This is a genomic window from Chelatococcus sambhunathii, from assembly GCF_001418005.1.
GTDB lineage: Bacteria > Pseudomonadota > Alphaproteobacteria > Rhizobiales > Beijerinckiaceae > Chelatococcus_A > Chelatococcus_A sambhunathii.
The window spans coordinates 58,737-76,491 of record NZ_LIOL01000010.1; the positions used below are offsets into that span (position 1 = coordinate 58,737).

The following is a 17,755-nucleotide window of genomic DNA, read 5'->3' on the forward strand; positions in this document are numbered from 1 at the left end:
CCCTAGACACTGAAGGCCCTCGCTCTCGCGTGCCGCCACTGCGGCATCGGGCGGACCTTGTGCGGCAGGGCCCCGGCCCTGCCGTCGTTGTCAGGCACCTTTCACTGATTAACAGGTGCCGGAAGGCGGGATACGAGACTCAGGCCGACATCCATGCCTTCGAGCTGGTAGTGGGGCCTGAGATAGAATTTCGCCGCGTAATAGCCCGGGTTTTCCTCGTTCTCGAAGATGTCGATGCGCGCGTCCGCGAGCGGTCGCCGCGCCTTCGTCTCTTCTGTCGAATTGAGGGGGTCGCCGTCCACATATTCGAAGATCCAGTCCTGCAGCCACTTCTTGAGCTGCTCCTTCTCCTTGGTGGATCCGATCTTGTCGCGCACCATGCACTTCAGATAGTGCGCGAAGCGCGAGACGGCGAACATGTAGGGCAGGCGCGCGGAAAGGTTGTCGGATGCCGTCGCCTCGACCCCGTTGGGCCCGAAATAGGTCTTGGGCTTGTAGAGCGACTGGGCGCCGATGAAGGCCGCCTTGTCAGTATTCTTGCGGTGGACCAGCGGGATGAGCCCGGCCTTGGCGAGTTCGGCCTCGCGCCGATCACTGATGGCGATCTCGGTGGGGCATTTGAGGTCGACGCCGCCGTCGTCCGTGGGGAACGTGTGGGTGGGCAGGTTGACGACCTCGCCGCCCGACTGCACGCCGCGGATGCGCGTGCACCAGCCATATTCCTTGTAGGCGCGGTTGATGTTGACCGCCATGGCATAGGCGGCGTTCATCCAGGCGTATTTCTCGCCCTTGTGCCCGTCCGTCTCCTCCTCGAAGGCGAATTCCTCGACCGGCTCGGACTTGGCGCCGTAGGGCAGGCGCGACAGAACGCGCGGCAGGCAGAGCCCGACATAACGCGCATCGGGGGAATCGCGCAGCGATTTCCAGGCCGCATAGTCCGGCGTGTCGAAGATCTTGCCGAGGTCGCGCGGATTGGCGAGTTCCGTCCAGGCATCCATACCGAGCAGCGTCGGATCGGCCCCGGCGAAGAAGGGCGTATGGGCCGCGCCCGCGATCTTGCTGAGGTCGCGCAGCAATTGCACGTCGGTCGGCGTGTGGCTGAAGTGATAGTCGCCGATCAGGCAGCCGTAGGGCTCGCCGCCCAATTGACCGAACTCGTGCTCATAGACCTTCTTGAACAGCGGGCTCTGGTCCCAGCGCGCGCCGGGAAAGAGGCGCAGGTTGCGGTAGATCTCGTTTTTCGAGATGTTCATCACCCGGATCTTGAGGGTCGCGTCCGTCTCGGAATTGAAGACGAGATAATGGAGGCCGCGCCAGGCGCTCTCGATCTGCTGGAACTCCGGCGCATGCAGGATCTCGTTCATCTGCGCCGTCAGCTTCTCGTCGATGCGCGCGATCATGCTCTCGATGGTGTCGAGCACGTCCTCCTGGATCACGCTGGTGTCGGCGAGAGCCTGCTGCACCAGCGTCGCGACGGCATTCTCGACTTCCGTCGCCGCCCGCTCGGTGCGGGGCTTGAAGTTCTGCTTGAGGATTGAAGCGAATTCATCGGCATCGCGCGTCGTCACGACGGCTTCGTTCGCCTGCCGTTCGGGTCCAGCTGCTGTGGCCATGGCACCCTCGCCTTACTCTTGCGCTTCGCTCTTGGCTGCCTCGCTCCCGCCCGGCGCGGAGGCGAGCCGCTCCTTGAGGGCGAGCATCAGCTGCGGATCGGCCAGAAGGGCCTTGATCTGGTCACTCGCCGCCGCCTTCCCGTCCATGTAGCGCAGGAGGTTGGCGAGTTGCTCGCGCGCCGCGAGGAGCCTTGCGAGCGCCGGCACCTGCCGCGCGATGGCGGCCGGACCGAAATCCTCCATCTTGCGGAAGCGCAGGGTGACGGAGAGCGCCTCGCCATCTTCAGTGCCGAGCCTGTTGGCGACCTTGAAGGACACGCCCGGCTCGATGGCCGCCATGCGCTGATCGAAGTTGTCCATGTCGAAGTCGAGGAAGTTCCGGTCCGCGATGTCGGGCTTTTCCATGCCGGCGTCGTTGCCGGACAGGTCTGCCATCACGCCCATGACGAAGGGCAGCTCGATCTGCCGCTCGGCGTCGTAGGGATCCTCGTAAGAAATGTGCACGCGTGGCGCGCGGTTGCGACGGATGAACTTCTGTCCGGAGTCTGCAGCCATCGGATATCCCCTTCTGCGCGTCAGCGCGTCCGTCAGGGCGCAATTACTCGGATTGCCCACGGGCAACTCGACGAGCCAAGAAGAGCAACGTCGTTTTCGCAAGCACGGCGTCAGTCTTCGGCATCGGATGACCTTAGCTGATCCGATAATACATCTTTTAGCAGACCGAGGAAATCGCGCTGTGCGAGCCCGCACGCGCGCTCGGTCAGGAGCGGAATGGGGCTCGAGGGTTCCGCAGCGCGGTAATATGTGCCGACCGCTTCGATGAGCGTGAGCGCCTCGCGCCGGCTCGTCGCCGCCAGCTGCGGCCGCGGCCCGCCGGCGTCGTTCGCGGACGGCGCCGTTCCCGGAACAGTCGCGGCTTGTCCCCTGCCCGGATCTTCGTCGCCGTCCTCGCCGCCCATCGCCAGAGAAGCGGCCTCGTCCTCCAGGGGACCGCCGTCGTCCGGCAGGAGGCCGGCCAGGCGCTCCAGCGGCAGTTCCAGGACTTGGCGGCTGCCGATTTGGAAAGCGGCCCGATCGGCGAACTCCGGCATCAGGATGCGAACCACGTCGGCGAAGGATTTGCCGATCAGCTCTCGCGCAAGGCCGACAAGGAGGATGGCCGGGTTCGACGGTTCCGCGCGGCGGAAATAGGCTGCTGCTGCGGCGAGCGCGGCGGAGGCTTCGTGCGGCGCGGCGATGACCGCAGTTGCCGGACCGGGGCCGGCGAGTGGCCGCGGCGCCTCGCTCGGCGAGTTATCCTGCGCCTTGGTGGGCGGAGCGGACCCGGCACCGGGATCCCGCCGGGCAACGGCCTCGTCGAGAAGCTTGAACATGGCGTCCGCCAGGGGTGACAGCCGCTCGAAGCTCACCGCCTCCGCGGCGCCGACATTCTCCAGCGTCACGAGGCGGATGCCCGCGAGTGCCGAACGCAGGACGGCGAGGGCATCGCGCGTCGAGACGAGGTCCGTCAGAGGCGTCTCGGTGAAGGCGGCCTCGATTGCGGCGACACCGGGAGCGTCCTCGCCGTCCCGCGGTTCGGCGACGCCGCTTGCCACGAGGTGGCCGCGATAGCTGATCGCGCCGAAGCGGCGGCTGTGGGCGATTGGCACATGCTGAAGCGGCATGACCACCGTCGGCATGTCGTCGAGGGTTTGCAGCGCCGCGCAGCGCAGCGTGAAGTCGCCATCCTCACCGGCGGGATGCACCTCGCCCCAGCGCTCCGTTAGCAATGAGGCGATTCCGGCGAGGCAGGCAGCAAACTGGTCGAGATCGCGGTTGAGGATGAGGAGCTTGGCCAGCAGCACCAGGAGGCGCAGGTCGCGCGTGCCGGCGAGCAGGCCGGCGAGAGCCGAAATCTCCGCCGGGATGTCGATGCTCCCCCTGTCGAAGGGTACGAGCCGGCCCTCGGCGTCGTGGCTGAGGAAGGAGGCCGGCAGCAGGCCCTCGAGGCGGGCGACGAAGTTCATGTAGTTGGCATCGCCCGCGAGCTCGAGGTCAGGCCCGCAGGGCGCATCCTGCGAGACGGGGGCGGTGAGGGTGGAAAAGTCGATCTCCGGCATCGGCGGGCGAAGTTCCTTGCGAGGGGCCACCGAAATGCCGGAGATCGCGGCTGCAGCTCTTGCCGAGCGGAGAGCGTCTTCGCCGAAACGGACCTTCGGTTCTTCGCCGGCCGGCGTCCATTTCGGCGGCAAATGCTCTAGCGGATCTCCAGGCGCGTCTCGACGCGCCGGTTGGCGGCATCATAGGGGTTGGCCGTGCGCGGCCGTGTCTTGCCATAGCCTCTCGCCGTCAGCCGCGAGACGTCGATGCCCTTCTCGGTGAGATAGCGCACCACGGAACTCGCCCGGCGCTCCGACAGGCCGAGATTGTAGGCCTCGCTGCCGGTCGCGTCCGTATGCCCCTCAACGAGGAAGGTGGCGGTGGCGAGCCTTTGGTCGTTGAGCGCCTTGGCGAACTCGTCGAGGTTGCGACGCGCCTCGCGCGTCAGCACGTCGGAGTTGTAGTCGAAGGTCACGACGAGATCGAAGGGCTCTACCACCGGCTTGGCCGGGGCGGGCTTGCACTCGGCCTCGGTGCCGATGCACAGCCCGCGGGTCGCGCCGAGCTCCGGTTGCGGCGCGAAGTGCCGGATGATGTCGTTGGCATTGTAGGCTGTCTGCGCCGTTGCCGTTTGACAGAGGGGAACAAGCAACGCAAGCGCGAATACTGTAGGGACCTTGCTGCGCATGGGAGCACACCCGGTCTTTGACTGCTCGACGATGCTCCCATTTTCCTATATTGTCAAGTTCCGTACGTGCGCCACAACACGCGTCGAAGGCTGATCCATGAGCACCGATCTCAGTCAGGCACGGCGTATTGCTTCCTTCAAGACACCACTAGGCGACGATGCATTCGTCTTAACTCGCTTCGATGCTCGTGAGGGGCTGAGTGAACTATTCGAATACAGGATAGATGCTCTGAGTAAGCAGCGAAGCGCCAATCTCGAGCCATTCCTGGGCGAGAAGTGCTCCGTCAGCTTCCGGTTGCGCGACGGCAGCGAGCGGCATTTCAACGGCATTGCAGCCGAATGCCAACGTCTCGACGTGCGCGAGCACGAACAGGTCTACCGTTTTGTGCTCAGGCCCTGGTTGTGGCTTCTGTCTCAGAAGGCGACTTGCCGGATCTTCCACAACAAGCGTGCACCCGAGATCATTTGTGACGTTCTCGACAAGGAAAGGGGCGCCCGCTACGAGTTGCGTCTGTCGGACGATTACCAGTTGATGGATTATTGCGTCCAGTATCGGGAGAGCGACCTCGACTTCGTGCAACGCCTCATGGAGGAGCACGGGATTTACTATTACTTCAAGCATACGGCCGACGGGCACACGCTGGTGCTGGCGGATTCCCGATCGGCGCACGAGGAACTGCGCCCCTCGGCGGCGCGCGGCGGGGCGCCGGCTGACGGTGCCTTTCCCTTCCTGCCGCGCGGGATGCATGATCAGCGTCAGTGCGAGCACCTCACGCATTGGCTCAGCGAGCGGCGTCTGCGAACCGGGCGCGTCGAGCTCAACGACTACGACTACACGAAGTCTGGCGCCGACCTGAAGCGTTCCAGGGAGGAGGGAGCCGCCCGGGCCAGGGCCTACGAGCTTTACGACTATCCCGGTCGCTACACCGATCGCAAGGACGGCGAACGCTTCGCCGAGATCCGTGTGCAGGCGGCGCAGGCGCAGGACGACAAGCGCCATGCCAGCGGCGATGCCGTGAGCCTCTATCCCGGGGCTCTGGTGCGCGTCGGCGAGGTGCCCGGCGAGAGCTACAAGGGCGACTATCTCGTGACCAGCGCCCGGCACGGCTTCTCGACCGAGGCCTACCGCTCGCAGGCGGGCTCGGGCGAGGACGAGATCTACAGCGGCTCCTACGAATTCCTGCCGACCGAGCGCCGCTTCCGCGCGCCGCTGGTGACGCCGCGGCCGGTCATCACCGGCCTGCAGACGGCCAGGGTCGTCGGCGAGAACCGGGAGGAGGGCGAGGAGATCGACGTCGACAAGTACGGCTGCATCTATGTCCAGTTCCACTGGGACAGGGACGACAGGACGACGTCGCGCCGCGTGCGCGTCGCGCAGATGTGGTCGGGCAAGGGCTGGGGCGGTCAGGTCATCCCGCGCATCGGCCAGGAGGTCGTCGTCGCCTTCCTCGAGGGCGACCCGGACCAGCCGCTCGTCGTGGGCACGGTCTACAATGACGAGCACGACCTGCCCTACGAACTGCCGGCGAACAAGACCGTGTCGGGCCTCAAGTCCAACTCCACGAAGGGCGGCGGGGGCTACAACGAGCTGAAGTTCGAGGACAAGAAGGGCGAGGAGGTCGTCACGCTGCACGCGCAGAAGGACCTCGCCTCCGTGATCCGGCACCAGGAGACGCGGGAGATCGGCTGGGACCTCAAGAAGCCGACCGGCGATTTCGCACGCAGGACAACCGTGAAGAAGGGCGACGATCATCTCGACATCGACCAGGGGTGCCTCTACGTCACGGCGAAGCTGAAGATCCGCTTCAAAGTCGGCATGAGCACGATCACGATGGATCCGACGGGGGTGACCATCAAGTCGCCGACCGTGACGGTGAAGAGCACGAAGACCAGCGTGAAGGGTGACGCGACCGTCGTCATCAAGGGTGGCATCGTCCAGATCAACTGAGGCCGGCCATGCAGCGGGTGCGCTTTCCCACGGCGAAAAGCTTGTTCGAGGCCTTTCCGGAAGCGGGGGAGGACATCGCCGCCCCGCCTACGGAAGAGCCGCCGCTCACCTTCGCCCGCCGTCTCGCAGCAGGCGAGACGCCGGAGGAGGCGATCACCTTCTGCGCCTATCTCCTGCCGCGGCGCGAGGCGGTCTGGTGGGCATGCCGGTGCGTCCGGGCGCTTGTGCCGCAGTCGGCCGGAGAGGAGGCGGCAGCGCTCGCCGCCGCCGAAGACTGGGTGCGCGAGCCGGAGGACGGGCGGCGCCGCGCCGCGCTCGCCCTCGGCTCGGCCGGCGACCACGGCCGCCCGGCCACCTGGGCGGCGCTGGCAGCGGCCTGGTCCGGCGGCAGCCTGGTGGAAGGGCACACGGTGCCGTGCCCGCCCCACCTCACCGCCAAGGCGGCGCAGACTGCCGTCCTTACGGCACTGGCACATGTGGATGCGCACGAGCGCGGCGGCCAGATCGCGGCCTGTCTCGAAACCGGGCTGTCGCTGCTGACGCCCGACGGCGAGAGGCGCTGAGCCGATACAACCGGCGCGCAAATTGGTCTAGGATCGGCAGGCGATGCGACGTGCGCGGCGCCGATGCGAGGAGGGCGAGCCCGGCGATGGCCCTGACGCTCACGATCGAGAACATGGCCAGCCTGCCCGACGGCGGCCCGCTCAGCGTCTCCGTCTCCGGCCCCCGCGGGCTCGATATCGGTCGCGACCAGCACCTCGACTGGACCCTGCCGGATTCGACCCGCACCGTCTCCGGCAAGCATTGCGAAGTGCGCTATCACGACGGTGCCTACTGGCTGACCGACGTGTCGACCAACGGCACCTATCTCAATGGCTCGGGGCAGCGCATGCAGTCGCCGCACCGGCTGCGCCATGGCGACCGCATCGAGATCGGCGACTACATCATCGCGGTCGCGCTCGATGCGACCGAGCCGGCGTCGCTGCCGGCAGAGGAAGCCCCCGGACCGTCTGCACGCGCGACCGGGTTCTGGAACAGCGCGCCCGATGCCGCCCCCCCCGCGCCGCGGCGCGACTTCCAGCCGGCGCGCGAGTTGCGTCCCGTGCGGCCGGATTTTCTCGACTGGGCGGTCGAAACGCCCGATGTCGCCGCGGCAGGGGGTGGCGCTGGTGCGGCAGGGCCGGCTCCCGCCCGTAGCGGCGTCCCTGCCGGCGAGGATCTGTCCTGGGCGGCGGCGCCCGTGCCGCAGCCACCGGCCGTTGCGCCCGTGCCGCCCGTCCCGACGCCGCGCCGGCCGCCGGCGCCTGCAGCTGCCAATCCGTGGAGCGAGCCGCCGGAGCCGTCGTCCGCGCCGCCCCCCGCACAGGAGCCTGCGCGTGCGGCAGAGCAGGGGCCGCCACCAGCGGTGCCGTTTCCTGCCGCGCAAGGCGCCGATTTCCTCGCCCGCTTCGCGCGCGGCGCCGGCCTGCCCGAGGAGGCGCTTGCCGGCCGTGATGTGGGCGAATTCGCGGAGCATCTCGGCGTGCTCATGCGCCTCGTCGCCGACGATCTCAAGCAGTTGCTCGCCGCCCGCGCCGAGGGCAAGCGCCTTGCCCGCAGCGCCAGCCAGACGACGATCCAGGCCGTCGACAACAACCCGCTCAAATTCTCGCCAACGGTGGACGATGCGCTGCGCCGGATGTTCGGGTCGCCGGAGAGCGGCTATCTCGATGCGCGGCAGACGCTGGCGCAGAGCTTTCGCGATCTCAAGATCCACCAGGTGAAGACCTATTCGGCCATGCAGCATGCGTTGCGCCTGCTGATGGAAGATCTCGCCCCCGAAGCCATCGACGAGGCGACCGGGGATGTGGGGATCGGCGGCCTCATCGGCTCGCGCAAGGCGCGGCTGTGGGATGCTTATGTTGCGCGCTGGCAGGCGAAGACGGCGCCGCACGAGCATGGCCTCGTCGATGCCTTCATGGTTTATTTCGCCGAATGCTACGACAAGGGCAGACGGGGCGGCTGAAGCGCGTCCCTTTGTGGGCCTGCAGTCAGGACCGGCCGAGGATCTCGTCCATCTTGTGCGGCTGCAGTTCCGGTGGCACCTCGTCGAGGCTCGCCTCATAGCGCATGAGGATGCGAATCTGATCGTGCACGTCCCATTGTGACTGGCCAGCTTCCGCGATTTCCTCCAGATTCACGATATTGCGCTCGATGTCGTAGACGGGTGAGGGCACCGATGGGCGCGATCGCTTCTGCTCCTCAGCGGCCGCATAGGCGGCGCGGGCGCCAGGAACCCACAGCGTGCGGTAGGCCTCGGCAATGTCCTGCCGGAGCGGAGCGTGGCCACGCAGCACGTATTCGGCGGCGGCGCGGAAGGCCTCGGTCAGGCCTTTGTTCTCGGCGGCGCTGTCGGCCTTGTTGAAATTGGCGGGCAGGGCGCGCACCTCGGCGAAGAGCGACTGCAGGGTGCGAGCACGGGTGATGTCCTTGAAATAGAGCCAAGGATAGCGGCCGTCGACCATGACCTGCCCTGGCAGCACGTGCGCCGCCTGGCGTGGGCGCCGTTCGCGGAAATGCTGCCACCGCGCCTCTTCGCATGTGACGCGGGGAAGGGGCGACAATGCCAGCGAGCGGTTCTGCGCATCGCGCAGCAGCGCGAGCCAGCACAGCACCTTCACGACATGGCCGTTGCGCGTCTCGGCATGGGATTTCGCGAGCCGCGGATCGCTCCCGAAATGCTCGACGGTCTGATGCGTGAACCGCGCCGCCTTGGCAGCCTCACGATCGGGAACCCTGCGCATGGCCATCGTGCTTCTCCCTTGCCGCGGCCCCCGCAGTCATCAACCTTCGTTCGCGCGGCCCCGCCGTGCGCCACGGCACGCGTTACGGACCGATGATGACGGTCGGCAGACCCATGGCGATCTTGTTGGGCGGGCCCACCGCCTCAACGATGGTGTCACCCATGCGGCAGGCTGCGAGATTGTTGATGAGCACCGTCATCGAGCCGTCAACGACGACTCCCGGTCCATGCGGCGGGATCGGGAGCGGTGTCGCGCACAAGTGAATGTCGGCGCCGCCAGCGGCTGCGGTGATGGTCGATCCCATCGCCGTGGCGGCGGCGGCCTTGGCCGCTTCTTCCGCGGCCTTGGCCGCGGGGGCGCCCGGCGTGCCGGCGGCGGCGATCGTCGCGGCCTCGGCAGCGCGGATGGTCGCTTCCGACGCCGCCTTGGCCGACTGGATGGCGGCCGCGGCTCCGGCGGTGACGCCGCGCCAGGCCGGCAGGCCGCCGATGAATACCGTGGGGCTGCCCGGCCCAGGCGACAGCAGGCCCGGCAGAGGATGGAGAACCGGGTCTGTGACCCGCGCGGCGAAACCTTTCGGCATCCGGCGATCCCCGACAAATGGGCTTCAGGGCTCGTGCGCGCCCGCACGTCAGTCATCTTGCGCCCGGGCCAACGTGCGATCAAGCGCACTGCTTGCGCGACGACTTCGGCCGGCCCCGCGACAACCTGCAGGCGACAGGTGACGACGGGGCGGGTGCAGTCTATACTTCTTCGGCGAGACCGGCGGGAAAGCAAATGTCCTGGTATAGCAAGGTCGTTTGGTCGGAAGGTCTCTTCCTGAGGCCGCATCACCTGCAGCAGAGTGATCGTTACCTCGAAAATCTGGTCGAGAGCCGCATCCGCCATATCACGCCCTATCCCTGGGGCTTTTCCGCGCTCGAAATCGACCGGGATCTCGCGCAGCAGAGCAAGTTCGGCCTGCGCCGGGCGAGCGGCGTGATGCCGGATGGCACGCCCTTCAGCGTGCCCGACAACAGTCCCTTGCCTGCGCCGCTCGACGTGCCGGAGGATGCCACCAAGCAGGTGGTGTGGCTGTCGCTGCCGGTCGCCGCGCCCAACACGCGCGAGATCGAGGACGGGGAAGCCGACAGCGCGAGCCGCTTCGTCTTGGCGAGTGCGCTAATGATCGATTCCACCTCGCCGCTCAGGGTGGAGGAACAGATCGATGTTGCCTATCCGCGCCTCGCCTATGAGCTGCGGCGGACGCCGAGGCCAGGCTTTGTCAACCTTGCCGTGGCCCGTATCGTCGAGGTGCGCGACCGAGCGGTGATCTTCGACGAGAAATTTGCGCCGCCGGTGCTGACGTGCAGCGCCCATCCGGTGGTGGACGGCTGGATCGACCGCGTCATCGGCTGGATGGACAACAAGCTCGAGGAACTCGCCCGCTATGCCGCCGACCCGACGGCGGGCGGCGGCCTGCAGAGCGCCGACTATCTCATCCTGCAACTGCTCAACCGGCACATCCCGGTGCTCAAGCACTTCCGCCGCTCGCGCTATGTCCATCCCGAGCGCCTCTATGAGGAATTGCTGCGCATGGCCGGCGAACTCGCCACCTTCGTCACAGCCGAGCGGAGAGCGCGCGACTACCCGGCCTATGACCACGACGATCTCGAAGCGGTCTTCGCGCCGGTCATTCGCGACATCCAGGACTTCCTCAGTGCCCAGATCGGTCGCCGCGCCATCCGCCTGGAGATCGTTGAGCGGGCGCCCAACGCCTTCACCTCGACCATCCGCGACCGGGCACTGTTCCGCAACGCGACGCTGGTGCTGGAAGTGGCCGCGCAACGGCCGCTGACGGAAATCCAGAACCACTTCCCGCATCTCTTCAAGGTCGGGCCCAACACCAAGATGAATGAGATCGTGCATGCCCATCTGCCGGGCGTGCCGCTCATCCACCTGCCGACGCCGCCGCCGCAGATCCGGGCCATCACCGATCATGTCTATTTCTACCTCGACCGAACCTCGCCGCTGTGGCCGGAGTTCAGCACGGCGACCTCCATAGGCATGCATTTCTCCGGTGATTGGCCGGGCCTCGAACTCGAGCTCTGGGCGGTACTGGAGGGACGGCGATGAGCGGCGACGACGGCAGCCCGCGCGATCCCTTCGGGCGCAGCGAACGCACCATCATCCGGCCACGGCCGGCGGGGCGCGGCCCGACGCCGCCGCCTCTGAGCGCCGGGCCTCCATCGGCTAAGCCTCCACCGCCTTCGGCATACCAGCCTCCCGGGTCGAATGCAGACGATGAATGGGTCGCCGCCGTCCCGCCGCCGCAGGCCGCTGGCGGGGAGGGGCGGGCCCTTGCGCTCGTGCTCCGGCGCGAGCAACTTCTCACCCCGAACGACAATCCCCTCATGCGGGCCGCCGGGCCGCTTCTTCTCCTTCTCGGCGAATTGCGGGTGGGCACGCTCAGGGCGCCCTACGCGCAGCTGATGGAACAGGTGGCCGACAGCATCTCGGAATTCGAGCGCGACGTGCGCGCAGCAGGTCTTCCCGCGGACGAGACGCGCGTCGCCAAATATGTGCTTGCGGCCACCGCCGACGACATTGTCCAGAACATTCCCGGCGAGGATCGGCATGTGTGGACGCAGTACAGCATGCTGAGCCGCTTCTTCGGCGAACGCGTCGGTGGCGTGCGCTTCTTCGACGAATTGGAGCGGGCGAGAGCCGATCCGAGCGTCAACTACGCCCTTCTCGAGCTCATGCACGCGTGCCTTGCTCTGGGCTTCCAGGGCGTGCACCGCACCTCGGCCGGCGGAGTGGCGGCGCTGCAGCAGATCGAGCGCAGTCTCTACGAGACGCTGCGCCGTGTGAAGCGGGCGAATGAGGAACTGTCGCCGCGCTGGCAGGGGCAGGCCGTTCCGGCGGAGGCGGCTCGCCTTCGGGTGCCGGTGTGGGCCGTCGCCTCGCTTGCCGGGGTCGTCCTTCTCGGTCTCTTCCTCCTTCTGCGCAGCCTACTCGGCAATGATGCCGAGGCCGTCGCGGCATCGCTCATCGCCGTCCACCCGACCTCCGAGATCGGCATCCAGCGGCGCGTCTTCTCGGCGCCGCCGCCTCCGCCGCCCTCCGCCCAGGCGAGCCGACTGCAGCAGGACCTCCAAGGCGAGAAGATCCTCGTTCAGGAGAGCGGCAACAAGGTGCTCATCCGCATCTCCGACCTGCCGCTGTTCGCGCCGGGGCAGGCGATGGTGCGCGACGAGTTCAAGCCGCTTCTGGCGCGCATCGCGGCGGCGGTGGAGAAGGAGCCGGGAACGGTCAAGATCGTCGGCCACACCGACAATGTGCCGATCCGCACCGTGCGCTTCCCCTCCAATTTCGTACTGTCGCAGGAACGGGCGAAGGCGGTCGCCGACATCATCAAGGCGCAGCTCACCAATCCGGGCCGCGTCGCCACCGAGGGCAAGGGGGCCGACCAGCCCATCGCCTCCAATGCCACGGCGGACGGGCGCGCCAAGAACCGTCGCGTCGAGATCCTCATCGAGCGGAGCCATTGACGTGCCATGCCCGCAGCAGACGCCAGAGGGACAAGCAGAGGCCGCCTGACGCTGGCAGGTGCGCTGGCGCTCGGCGCGACGCTCGCCGGGCTCGTGGCCTTCGGCCTGCTGGTGTGGCTGGCGGGGCCGCTCCTCGCCTTGGGCGAGATACGGCCGCTGGAAGATGCCTGGGCGCGTGCCGCGCTCATCGGCATCGTCGTGCTCACCGTCGCAGGGCTTCTTGCCTGGCGCCTCTACCGGCGCCGGAAGGCGAGCCGCGAGCTGGAGGAGGGGATTGCCGCCAAGGCGACGGAGGAGAGCGACGCCGAGGCCCTCAAGGAGGGGATGAAGGATGCGCTCGCCACCCTCCGCCAGTCGAAGGGCGGCAGCGGCGACTATCTCTACGATCTGCCATGGTACCTCATCATCGGCCCGCCCGGGGCCGGCAAGACGACGGCGCTGATCAATTCCGGCCTCAAGTTCCCCCTCGCGCGCGGGGGCACGCCGCAGGCGGTCGCCGGCGTCGGCGGCACGCGCTACTGCGACTGGTGGTTCACCGAGGAGGCCGTGCTGATCGACACCGCTGGCCGCTACACGACGCAGGATAGCGACGCCAAGGGGGACCGCGAGAGCTGGCTTGCCTTCCTCGATCTCCTCAAGGAGAACCGGCCGAAGCAGCCGATCAACGGCGTCCTCGTCGCCATCAGCGTCGAGGATCTCCTGACCGCCGGCTCGGAGGAGATCACCGCCCATGCGGCGGCGATCCGCAAGCGGTTGATGGAGCTCAACCAGCGCCTCGGCGTCGATTTTCCCGTCTATGCGCTCCTGACCAAGACCGATCTCGTCGCCGGCTTCCGGGAGTTCTTCGGCAGTTTCACGGAAAGCCAGCGCCGCATGGTCTTCGGCCATACGTTCCAGACCGGCGACAGGACGCGCAACATGATCGCCGACGTGCCGGGGGAATATGACGCGCTGATCGCCCGGCTCAACGAGCTGCTGCCGGACCGCCTGCACGAGGAGCCGACGCCCCAGGCGCGGGTCGCCCTCTTCAGCTTTCCGAGCCAGATGGCGACGCTGAAGCGGGCGGTGGTCGACTTTCTCGACCGCGTCTTCGAGCCGACACGCTATCATGTCAATGCGACTCTGCGCGGTTTCTACTTCACCTCCGGTACGCAACAGGGCACGCCGATCGATCAGCTCATCGGCACGCTCGCGAGAAACTTTGGTGCCGAGGCCGCGGCGGGCGCGGCCTATTCGGGTCTTGGCAAGAGCTATTTCCTGACGGATCTCTTCCGCAAGGTCATGCTGGGCGAAGCCGGCTGGGTGTCGACGAATCGTGCCGCCGTGCGGCGCGCGCGGATGCTGCGGGCGGCCGCCTTCGGCGTGATCGCCGCCGCCGTCGTCGCCGCCGGCGCCCTGTGGTGGCTGAGCTACAGCAGGAACCGGGACCTCATCGCCTTCTCCGGCAATGCCGTTGCCGAATATCGCGAGATCGCCGCGCCCGTGCTGCGCGAGACGACGGTGGTGGAGCGCGACTTCGGCAAGATCCTGCCGCTTCTGCACAAGCTGCGTTACATGCCGGCCGGCTACGCCCAACGGGACGAGGCAACACCGCTTGCCGCCACCTTCGGCCTCAGCCAGCGCGAGCGCCTGCAGTCCGCCTCCGAGACCGCCTATCACGCCGCGCTCGAGCGCATGCTGCGCTCGCGCCTCATCTTCCGTCTCGAAGAGCAGATCGAGGCCAATCGCAACAACCCGAGCTTCCTCTACGAGGCGCTCAAGGTCTATCTGATGATCGGCGGCCAGGTGCCGACCGACGCCGATTTCGTGCTCGCCTGGATGCGGCGTGACTGGGCGGACAATCTCTTTCCTGGCGCCGCCAACGCACGCGGCCGCGAGGCGCTGGAGGAGCACCTCCTCGCCATGCTGGAGCTCGAGACGGGCGAGGCGACGATTGCGCTCAATAACGCGCTCATCGAGGACGCGCAGCGGACGCTGGCGCGGATGAGCCTCTCCGAGCGGGCCTACGAGCTGCTGAAGTCGCAGGCGCGCGGCCAGAGTCACAAGGACTGGGTGGTCGCCTTCCGCGGCGGGGCGGACACCGCCCTCGTCTTCGAGGGCACGGGCGGCGAGGACCTCGAAAGCATCCGCGTGCCCTATTTCTATACCTACGACGGCTTTCACGAGGCTTTGATCGCCCGCCTGCCGGACATCGGCGCGCAGGTCGAGCGCGAGCGCTGGGTGCTCGGCCCCGCCGGCCAGCAAGCGGCGGTGGCGACGCAATACCAGACGCTCTTCCAGGATATCCTGCGCCTCTATACGCGCGATTTCGTCGCCGCATGGCAGCAGGCTTTGCTGCGCCTCAAGCTGCGTCCGCTGACGGCGGACAAGCCGCAATATGTCGCACTGAGCGCGGCTGCGGCTGCGACCTCGCCTATCAAGCAATTGCTCGAATCGATCCGCGACGAGACCAGGCTGACGCGCGAGCGCCCGGCGGCGCCTGCCGATAGCGCCAGCAACGGCAAGGCAGCCGCGATGGCCATCGACGCGGCAGCGCGGGCTGCTTCGCAGCTTGGCGGTTCAGTCGGGCGCATCGGCTCTGCGGCCGGGCGCGTCGGTTCCATCGCCGGGCAGGCTGGCGTCGGCCAACGCGTGACTGGCGGGGCGGCCGGCCCGGCCCCCATCTCCTCCGATGGCCAGGCGCCCGGCGCCAATATCGAGGCGCTGTTCAAGCAGTTCCACGTGCTCGTTGATGGCGATCTCGGCCGCCGGCCGGTCGACCAGTTGCTGCAGAGCCTCAGCGAGATCAACCAGAACCTCGCCGTCTCGGCCATCAACCCGGCCCAAGCGACGCAGGCCAACAACGCGCTCGTGCCGCAGATCGCGGTGCTGCGGGCCACGGCCTCGCGCTTTCCCGCGCCGTTCGACCAGATGATCCGCTCGGCGGCGGGCGATTTCGAGGGTGATGCGGCCGGCGCTTCGGTGGTCAATTTGCAGCAGGCGCTCGCCGATCAGGTGACGCGCGTGTGCCAGCAGATCGTCACCAACCGCTATCCCTTCGTGCGCGGCAGCGGGCGCGAGGTGCCGCTTGCCGATTTCGCACGCCTCTTCGCCCCCGGCGGCATCATGGACCGTTTCTTCAGCCAGAACCTCGCATCCTATGCCGATCAGTCCGCCGCCCAATGGACGTGGCGGGGCGACAACCGGGTGGCGCAGTCGCTCTCGGCGGCGACATTGCGGGAATTCCAGCGTGCGGCGCAAGTGCGTGACGCCTTCTTCCCCACCGGCGGCAATATGCCGTCCTTCACCATGGCGGTGACGCCGCTGACGCTCAGCGGCGATGCGCAAAGCGCCCAGCTGGAGATCAACGGCACGGTTGTCGCAAGCCAGCAGGGCGTCAACACGCCGACCAACGTCAACTGGCCGGGCGGCGGCATCGGCCGCACGTCGATCACCCTCGGCGGCGGCTTCTTCAGCGAGGGAGCACGGCTGGAGCGGCAGGGCACGTGGTCCCTCTTCCGGCTGCTTGATGCGGGCTCCGTCCTGCGGCGCGGCGACAGCATCGTCGCGAGCTTCCTCGTCGGCGGCCGCGAGGTGTCCTACCAGTTCAACGTCGGCTCGCTGCTCAACCCGCTCGTGCTCCCGGCGCTCCGGGAGTTCCGCTGCCCGACGGGGCTGTGACATGCGCCTCGGCCTCTTCGGCAAGCTGCCGGCCAAGCGGGACTTCGTCGCCACCGGGCTGCCGCGCGACCTCATCGGCCTGTGGGAGAAGTGGATGGAGGGCGGGCTATCGACCAGCCGCCTCAGGCTCGGCGCGGGCTGGCAGGAGGTGTTCCTGAAGGCGCCGCTGTGGCGCTTCTGGCTCGGCGCCGACCTCTGCGGCGCGACCGTCGCTGGCGTCTTCATGCCCTCCGTGGATGGGATCGGCCGCTATTTTCCGCTCAGCGTCTTCGCCGTGGCGGAGGCGGGCGAGGCCTTTCCCCCGCCCGAGCTCGACCCGCAGGATGGATGGTTCGCTGGGGCCGAGGAACTCCTGCTCTCGGCGCTCGCCGAGGGCGCCACCTACGAAGGCCTGCTTGCCGCGCTCGCCACCTTGCGCCCGCCGGTCGCGCACCTTGCGCTGCCGCCACCGGAGGGGATGATGCGCCTCGCCGATGGCAGCGTCGCGATCAGGGCGCCGCTTGCCGCCCTGCCCGAGACGCTGGCTGCCCTCCGTGTCGAGGATTATGCTCGCGCCTATGCCGCTGCCAGCATGTGGTGGACGGCAGGCGGACCCGGCTTTCCTCCCCTGCTGCTAGTGGCCCGGCGCATGCCGGACCCGCATCTCTTCGCCGGCATGCTGACAGGCGCCTTCGACCGAGCCATTGCGTGACGGAGCCGCTACCGATGCACCAGATGGCCGCAACGTTCGAAACCGGTGCCGCCACTCATACCGGCAAGGTGCGGAGCCTCAACGAGGACCGTTTCCTCGCCCGGCCGCAGGCCGGCTTGTGGGCTGTGGCCGATGGCATGGGCGGCCACGAAGGCGGCGAAATCGCCAGCGCCGCTCTCATGACTGTGCTCGAAACCATCGGCGCGCCGGCATCGGCGCCCGATCTCCTCGCTCGCCTGGAGGATCGGGTGCTGCGCGCCAACCGGCAGCTCCGGGAGATGAGCCGCCCGCGTGGTGGCGTTCTCGGCACGACGCTCGCGGCGCTGCTCGTCTTCGACCGCGATCAGGCCTGCGTCTGGTCGGGCGACAGCCGCATCTATCGCGTGCGCGACGGCTCCATCGCGCAGCTCACGCGCGACCACAGCGAGGCGCAGGAGATGGTGGACCTGGGGCTCCTGACCGCGGACGAGGCGCGCGTCTGGCCGCGGCGCAACGTGATCACGCGGGCCATCGGCGTTAGCGATGAGCCGGAGCTCGAGATCCACCAGGGCCGGGTCGCGCCGGGGGACATCTTCGTTCTGTGCAGCGACGGGCTTACCGCCCATGTTGCAGACGAGGAGATCCTCGCCCATGTCGCCGGCGCGCCGCCGCAGGTGGCCTGCGATGACCTCATCGCGCTGACGCTGGAGCGCGGGGCGAGTGACAACGTCACCGTGGTGGCGGTGCGCTGCATGCCCGGGCCGCGGGCGGGAGGCTAGCC

At 67.8% G+C, this 17,755-nt stretch carries 14 protein-coding genes; 8 read left to right on the forward strand and 6 right to left on the reverse strand.

From position 1 onward, the window contains the following. Positions 1-101 precede the first annotated feature (101 nt). The 4 genes from tssC to ASC46_RS16855 form a co-directional block, all read right to left on the reverse strand. Positions 102-1,613, reverse strand: coding sequence for a type VI secretion system contractile sheath large subunit (gene tssC, locus ASC46_RS16840; RefSeq protein ID WP_055460460.1), 1,512 nt, complete (start codon positions 1,611-1,613; stop codon positions 102-104). A gap of 12 nt (positions 1,614-1,625) precedes the next feature. After that, complete coding sequence (gene tssB, locus ASC46_RS16845) at positions 1,626-2,168, reverse strand: type VI secretion system contractile sheath small subunit (protein ID WP_071924231.1); 543 nt, start codon at positions 2,166-2,168, stop codon at positions 1,626-1,628. Positions 2,169-2,278: 110 nt separating this feature from the next. Next, positions 2,279-3,712 carry a type VI secretion system protein TssA gene (locus ASC46_RS16850; protein WP_055460461.1) on the reverse strand — a complete coding sequence of 478 codons (1,434 nt, stop codon included), beginning with the start codon at positions 3,710-3,712 and terminating at the stop codon, positions 2,279-2,281. Positions 3,713-3,849: 137 nt separating this feature from the next. Continuing rightward, positions 3,850-4,380, reverse strand: a complete 531-nt coding sequence (locus tag ASC46_RS16855) for an OmpA family protein (protein ID WP_055460462.1) — start codon at positions 4,378-4,380, stop codon at positions 3,850-3,852. 97 nt (positions 4,381-4,477) lie between these two features. Between ASC46_RS16855 and ASC46_RS16860 the strand changes: the two genes are divergently transcribed. The 3 genes from ASC46_RS16860 (at position 4,478) to tagH (ending at position 8,333) form a co-directional block, all read left to right on the forward strand. After that, positions 4,478-6,328, forward strand: a complete 1,851-nt coding sequence (locus ASC46_RS16860; protein WP_072249539.1) for a type VI secretion system Vgr family protein — start codon at positions 4,478-4,480, stop codon at positions 6,326-6,328. Positions 6,329-6,369: 41 nt separating this feature from the next. Beyond that, on the forward strand, positions 6,370-6,891 hold the full coding sequence (locus tag ASC46_RS16865; RefSeq protein WP_245280600.1) for a DUF6931 family protein: 522 nt from the start codon (positions 6,370-6,372) through the stop codon (positions 6,889-6,891). 86 nt (positions 6,892-6,977) lie between these two features. Then, positions 6,978-8,333: a type VI secretion system-associated FHA domain protein TagH gene (tagH, locus tag ASC46_RS20945; RefSeq protein WP_071924228.1), complete on the forward strand. Its 1,356-nt coding sequence runs from the start codon at positions 6,978-6,980 to the stop codon at positions 8,331-8,333. A 25-nt stretch (positions 8,334-8,358) separates the two neighbouring features. On the opposite strand, the gene ASC46_RS16875 is transcribed toward tagH, so the two are convergent. Continuing rightward, entirely contained in the window at positions 8,359-9,117 is a 759-nt protein-coding gene (locus ASC46_RS16875; RefSeq protein WP_055460465.1) for a hypothetical protein, read from the reverse strand. Between the two features lie 76 nt (positions 9,118-9,193). Further along, entirely contained in the window at positions 9,194-9,694 is a 501-nt protein-coding gene (locus tag ASC46_RS16880; RefSeq protein ID WP_055460466.1) for a PAAR domain-containing protein, read from the reverse strand. Positions 9,695-9,888: 194 nt separating this feature from the next. Here ASC46_RS16880 and tssK point away from each other — a divergent pair, with 194 nt between their 5' ends. The 5 genes from tssK to ASC46_RS16905 are packed head-to-tail and all read left to right on the forward strand — an operon-like array spanning position 9,889 to position 17,753. Then, positions 9,889-11,226: a type VI secretion system baseplate subunit TssK gene (gene tssK / locus ASC46_RS16885; RefSeq protein ID WP_055460467.1), complete on the forward strand. Its 1,338-nt coding sequence runs from the start codon at positions 9,889-9,891 to the stop codon at positions 11,224-11,226. Continuing rightward, the gene (tssL, locus tag ASC46_RS16890; RefSeq protein ID WP_055460468.1) at positions 11,223-12,644 is read left to right on the forward strand and encodes a type VI secretion system protein TssL, long form; all 1,422 of its coding nucleotides are present in this window, start codon (positions 11,223-11,225) and stop codon (positions 12,642-12,644) included. The genes tssK and tssL overlap by 4 nt, the downstream gene beginning before the upstream one ends. Positions 12,645-12,650: 6 nt before the next feature. After that, on the forward strand, positions 12,651-16,304 hold the full coding sequence (tssM, locus tag ASC46_RS16895; RefSeq protein WP_071924225.1) for a type VI secretion system membrane subunit TssM: 3,654 nt from the start codon (positions 12,651-12,653) through the stop codon (positions 16,302-16,304). 1 nt (position 16,305) lies between these two features. Next, positions 16,306-16,995, forward strand: coding sequence for a type VI secretion system-associated protein TagF (gene tagF / locus ASC46_RS16900; protein WP_055460469.1), 690 nt, complete (start codon positions 16,306-16,308; stop codon positions 16,993-16,995). A gap of 23 nt (positions 16,996-17,018) precedes the next feature. Next, positions 17,019-17,753 carry a PP2C family protein-serine/threonine phosphatase gene (locus ASC46_RS16905; protein ID WP_245280601.1) on the forward strand — a complete coding sequence of 245 codons (735 nt, stop codon included), beginning with the start codon at positions 17,019-17,021 and terminating at the stop codon, positions 17,751-17,753. The last annotated feature ends 2 nt before the right edge of the window (positions 17,754-17,755 follow it).

Excerpts from the sequence above, each read along its gene's own strand:
- tssB (WP_071924231.1), bottom strand. The coding sequence starts at position 2,168 with ATGGCTGCAGACTCCGGACAGAAGTTCATCCGTCGCAACCGCGCGCCA.
- tssM (WP_071924225.1), top strand. The coding sequence starts at position 12,651 with ATGCCCGCAGCAGACGCCAGAGGGACAAGCAGAGGCCGCCTGACGCTG.
- ASC46_RS16850 (WP_055460461.1), bottom strand. The coding sequence starts at position 3,712 with ATGCCGGAGATCGACTTTTCCACCCTCACCGCCCCCGTCTCGCAGGAT.
- ASC46_RS16855 (WP_055460462.1), bottom strand. The coding sequence starts at position 4,380 with ATGCGCAGCAAGGTCCCTACAGTATTCGCGCTTGCGTTGCTTGTTCCC.
- ASC46_RS16880 (WP_055460466.1), bottom strand. The coding sequence starts at position 9,694 with ATGCCGAAAGGTTTCGCCGCGCGGGTCACAGACCCGGTTCTCCATCCT.
- ASC46_RS16860 (WP_072249539.1), top strand. The coding sequence starts at position 4,478 with ATGAGCACCGATCTCAGTCAGGCACGGCGTATTGCTTCCTTCAAGACA.
- ASC46_RS16905 (WP_245280601.1), top strand. The coding sequence starts at position 17,019 with ATGGCCGCAACGTTCGAAACCGGTGCCGCCACTCATACCGGCAAGGTG.
- tagH (WP_071924228.1), top strand. The coding sequence starts at position 6,978 with ATGGCCCTGACGCTCACGATCGAGAACATGGCCAGCCTGCCCGACGGC.
- tssC (WP_055460460.1), bottom strand. The coding sequence starts at position 1,613 with ATGGCCACAGCAGCTGGACCCGAACGGCAGGCGAACGAAGCCGTCGTG.
- tagF (WP_055460469.1), top strand. The coding sequence starts at position 16,306 with ATGCGCCTCGGCCTCTTCGGCAAGCTGCCGGCCAAGCGGGACTTCGTC.
- tssL (WP_055460468.1), top strand. The coding sequence starts at position 11,223 with ATGAGCGGCGACGACGGCAGCCCGCGCGATCCCTTCGGGCGCAGCGAA.
- ASC46_RS16875 (WP_055460465.1), bottom strand. The coding sequence starts at position 9,117 with ATGGCCATGCGCAGGGTTCCCGATCGTGAGGCTGCCAAGGCGGCGCGG.
- tssK (WP_055460467.1), top strand. The coding sequence starts at position 9,889 with ATGTCCTGGTATAGCAAGGTCGTTTGGTCGGAAGGTCTCTTCCTGAGG.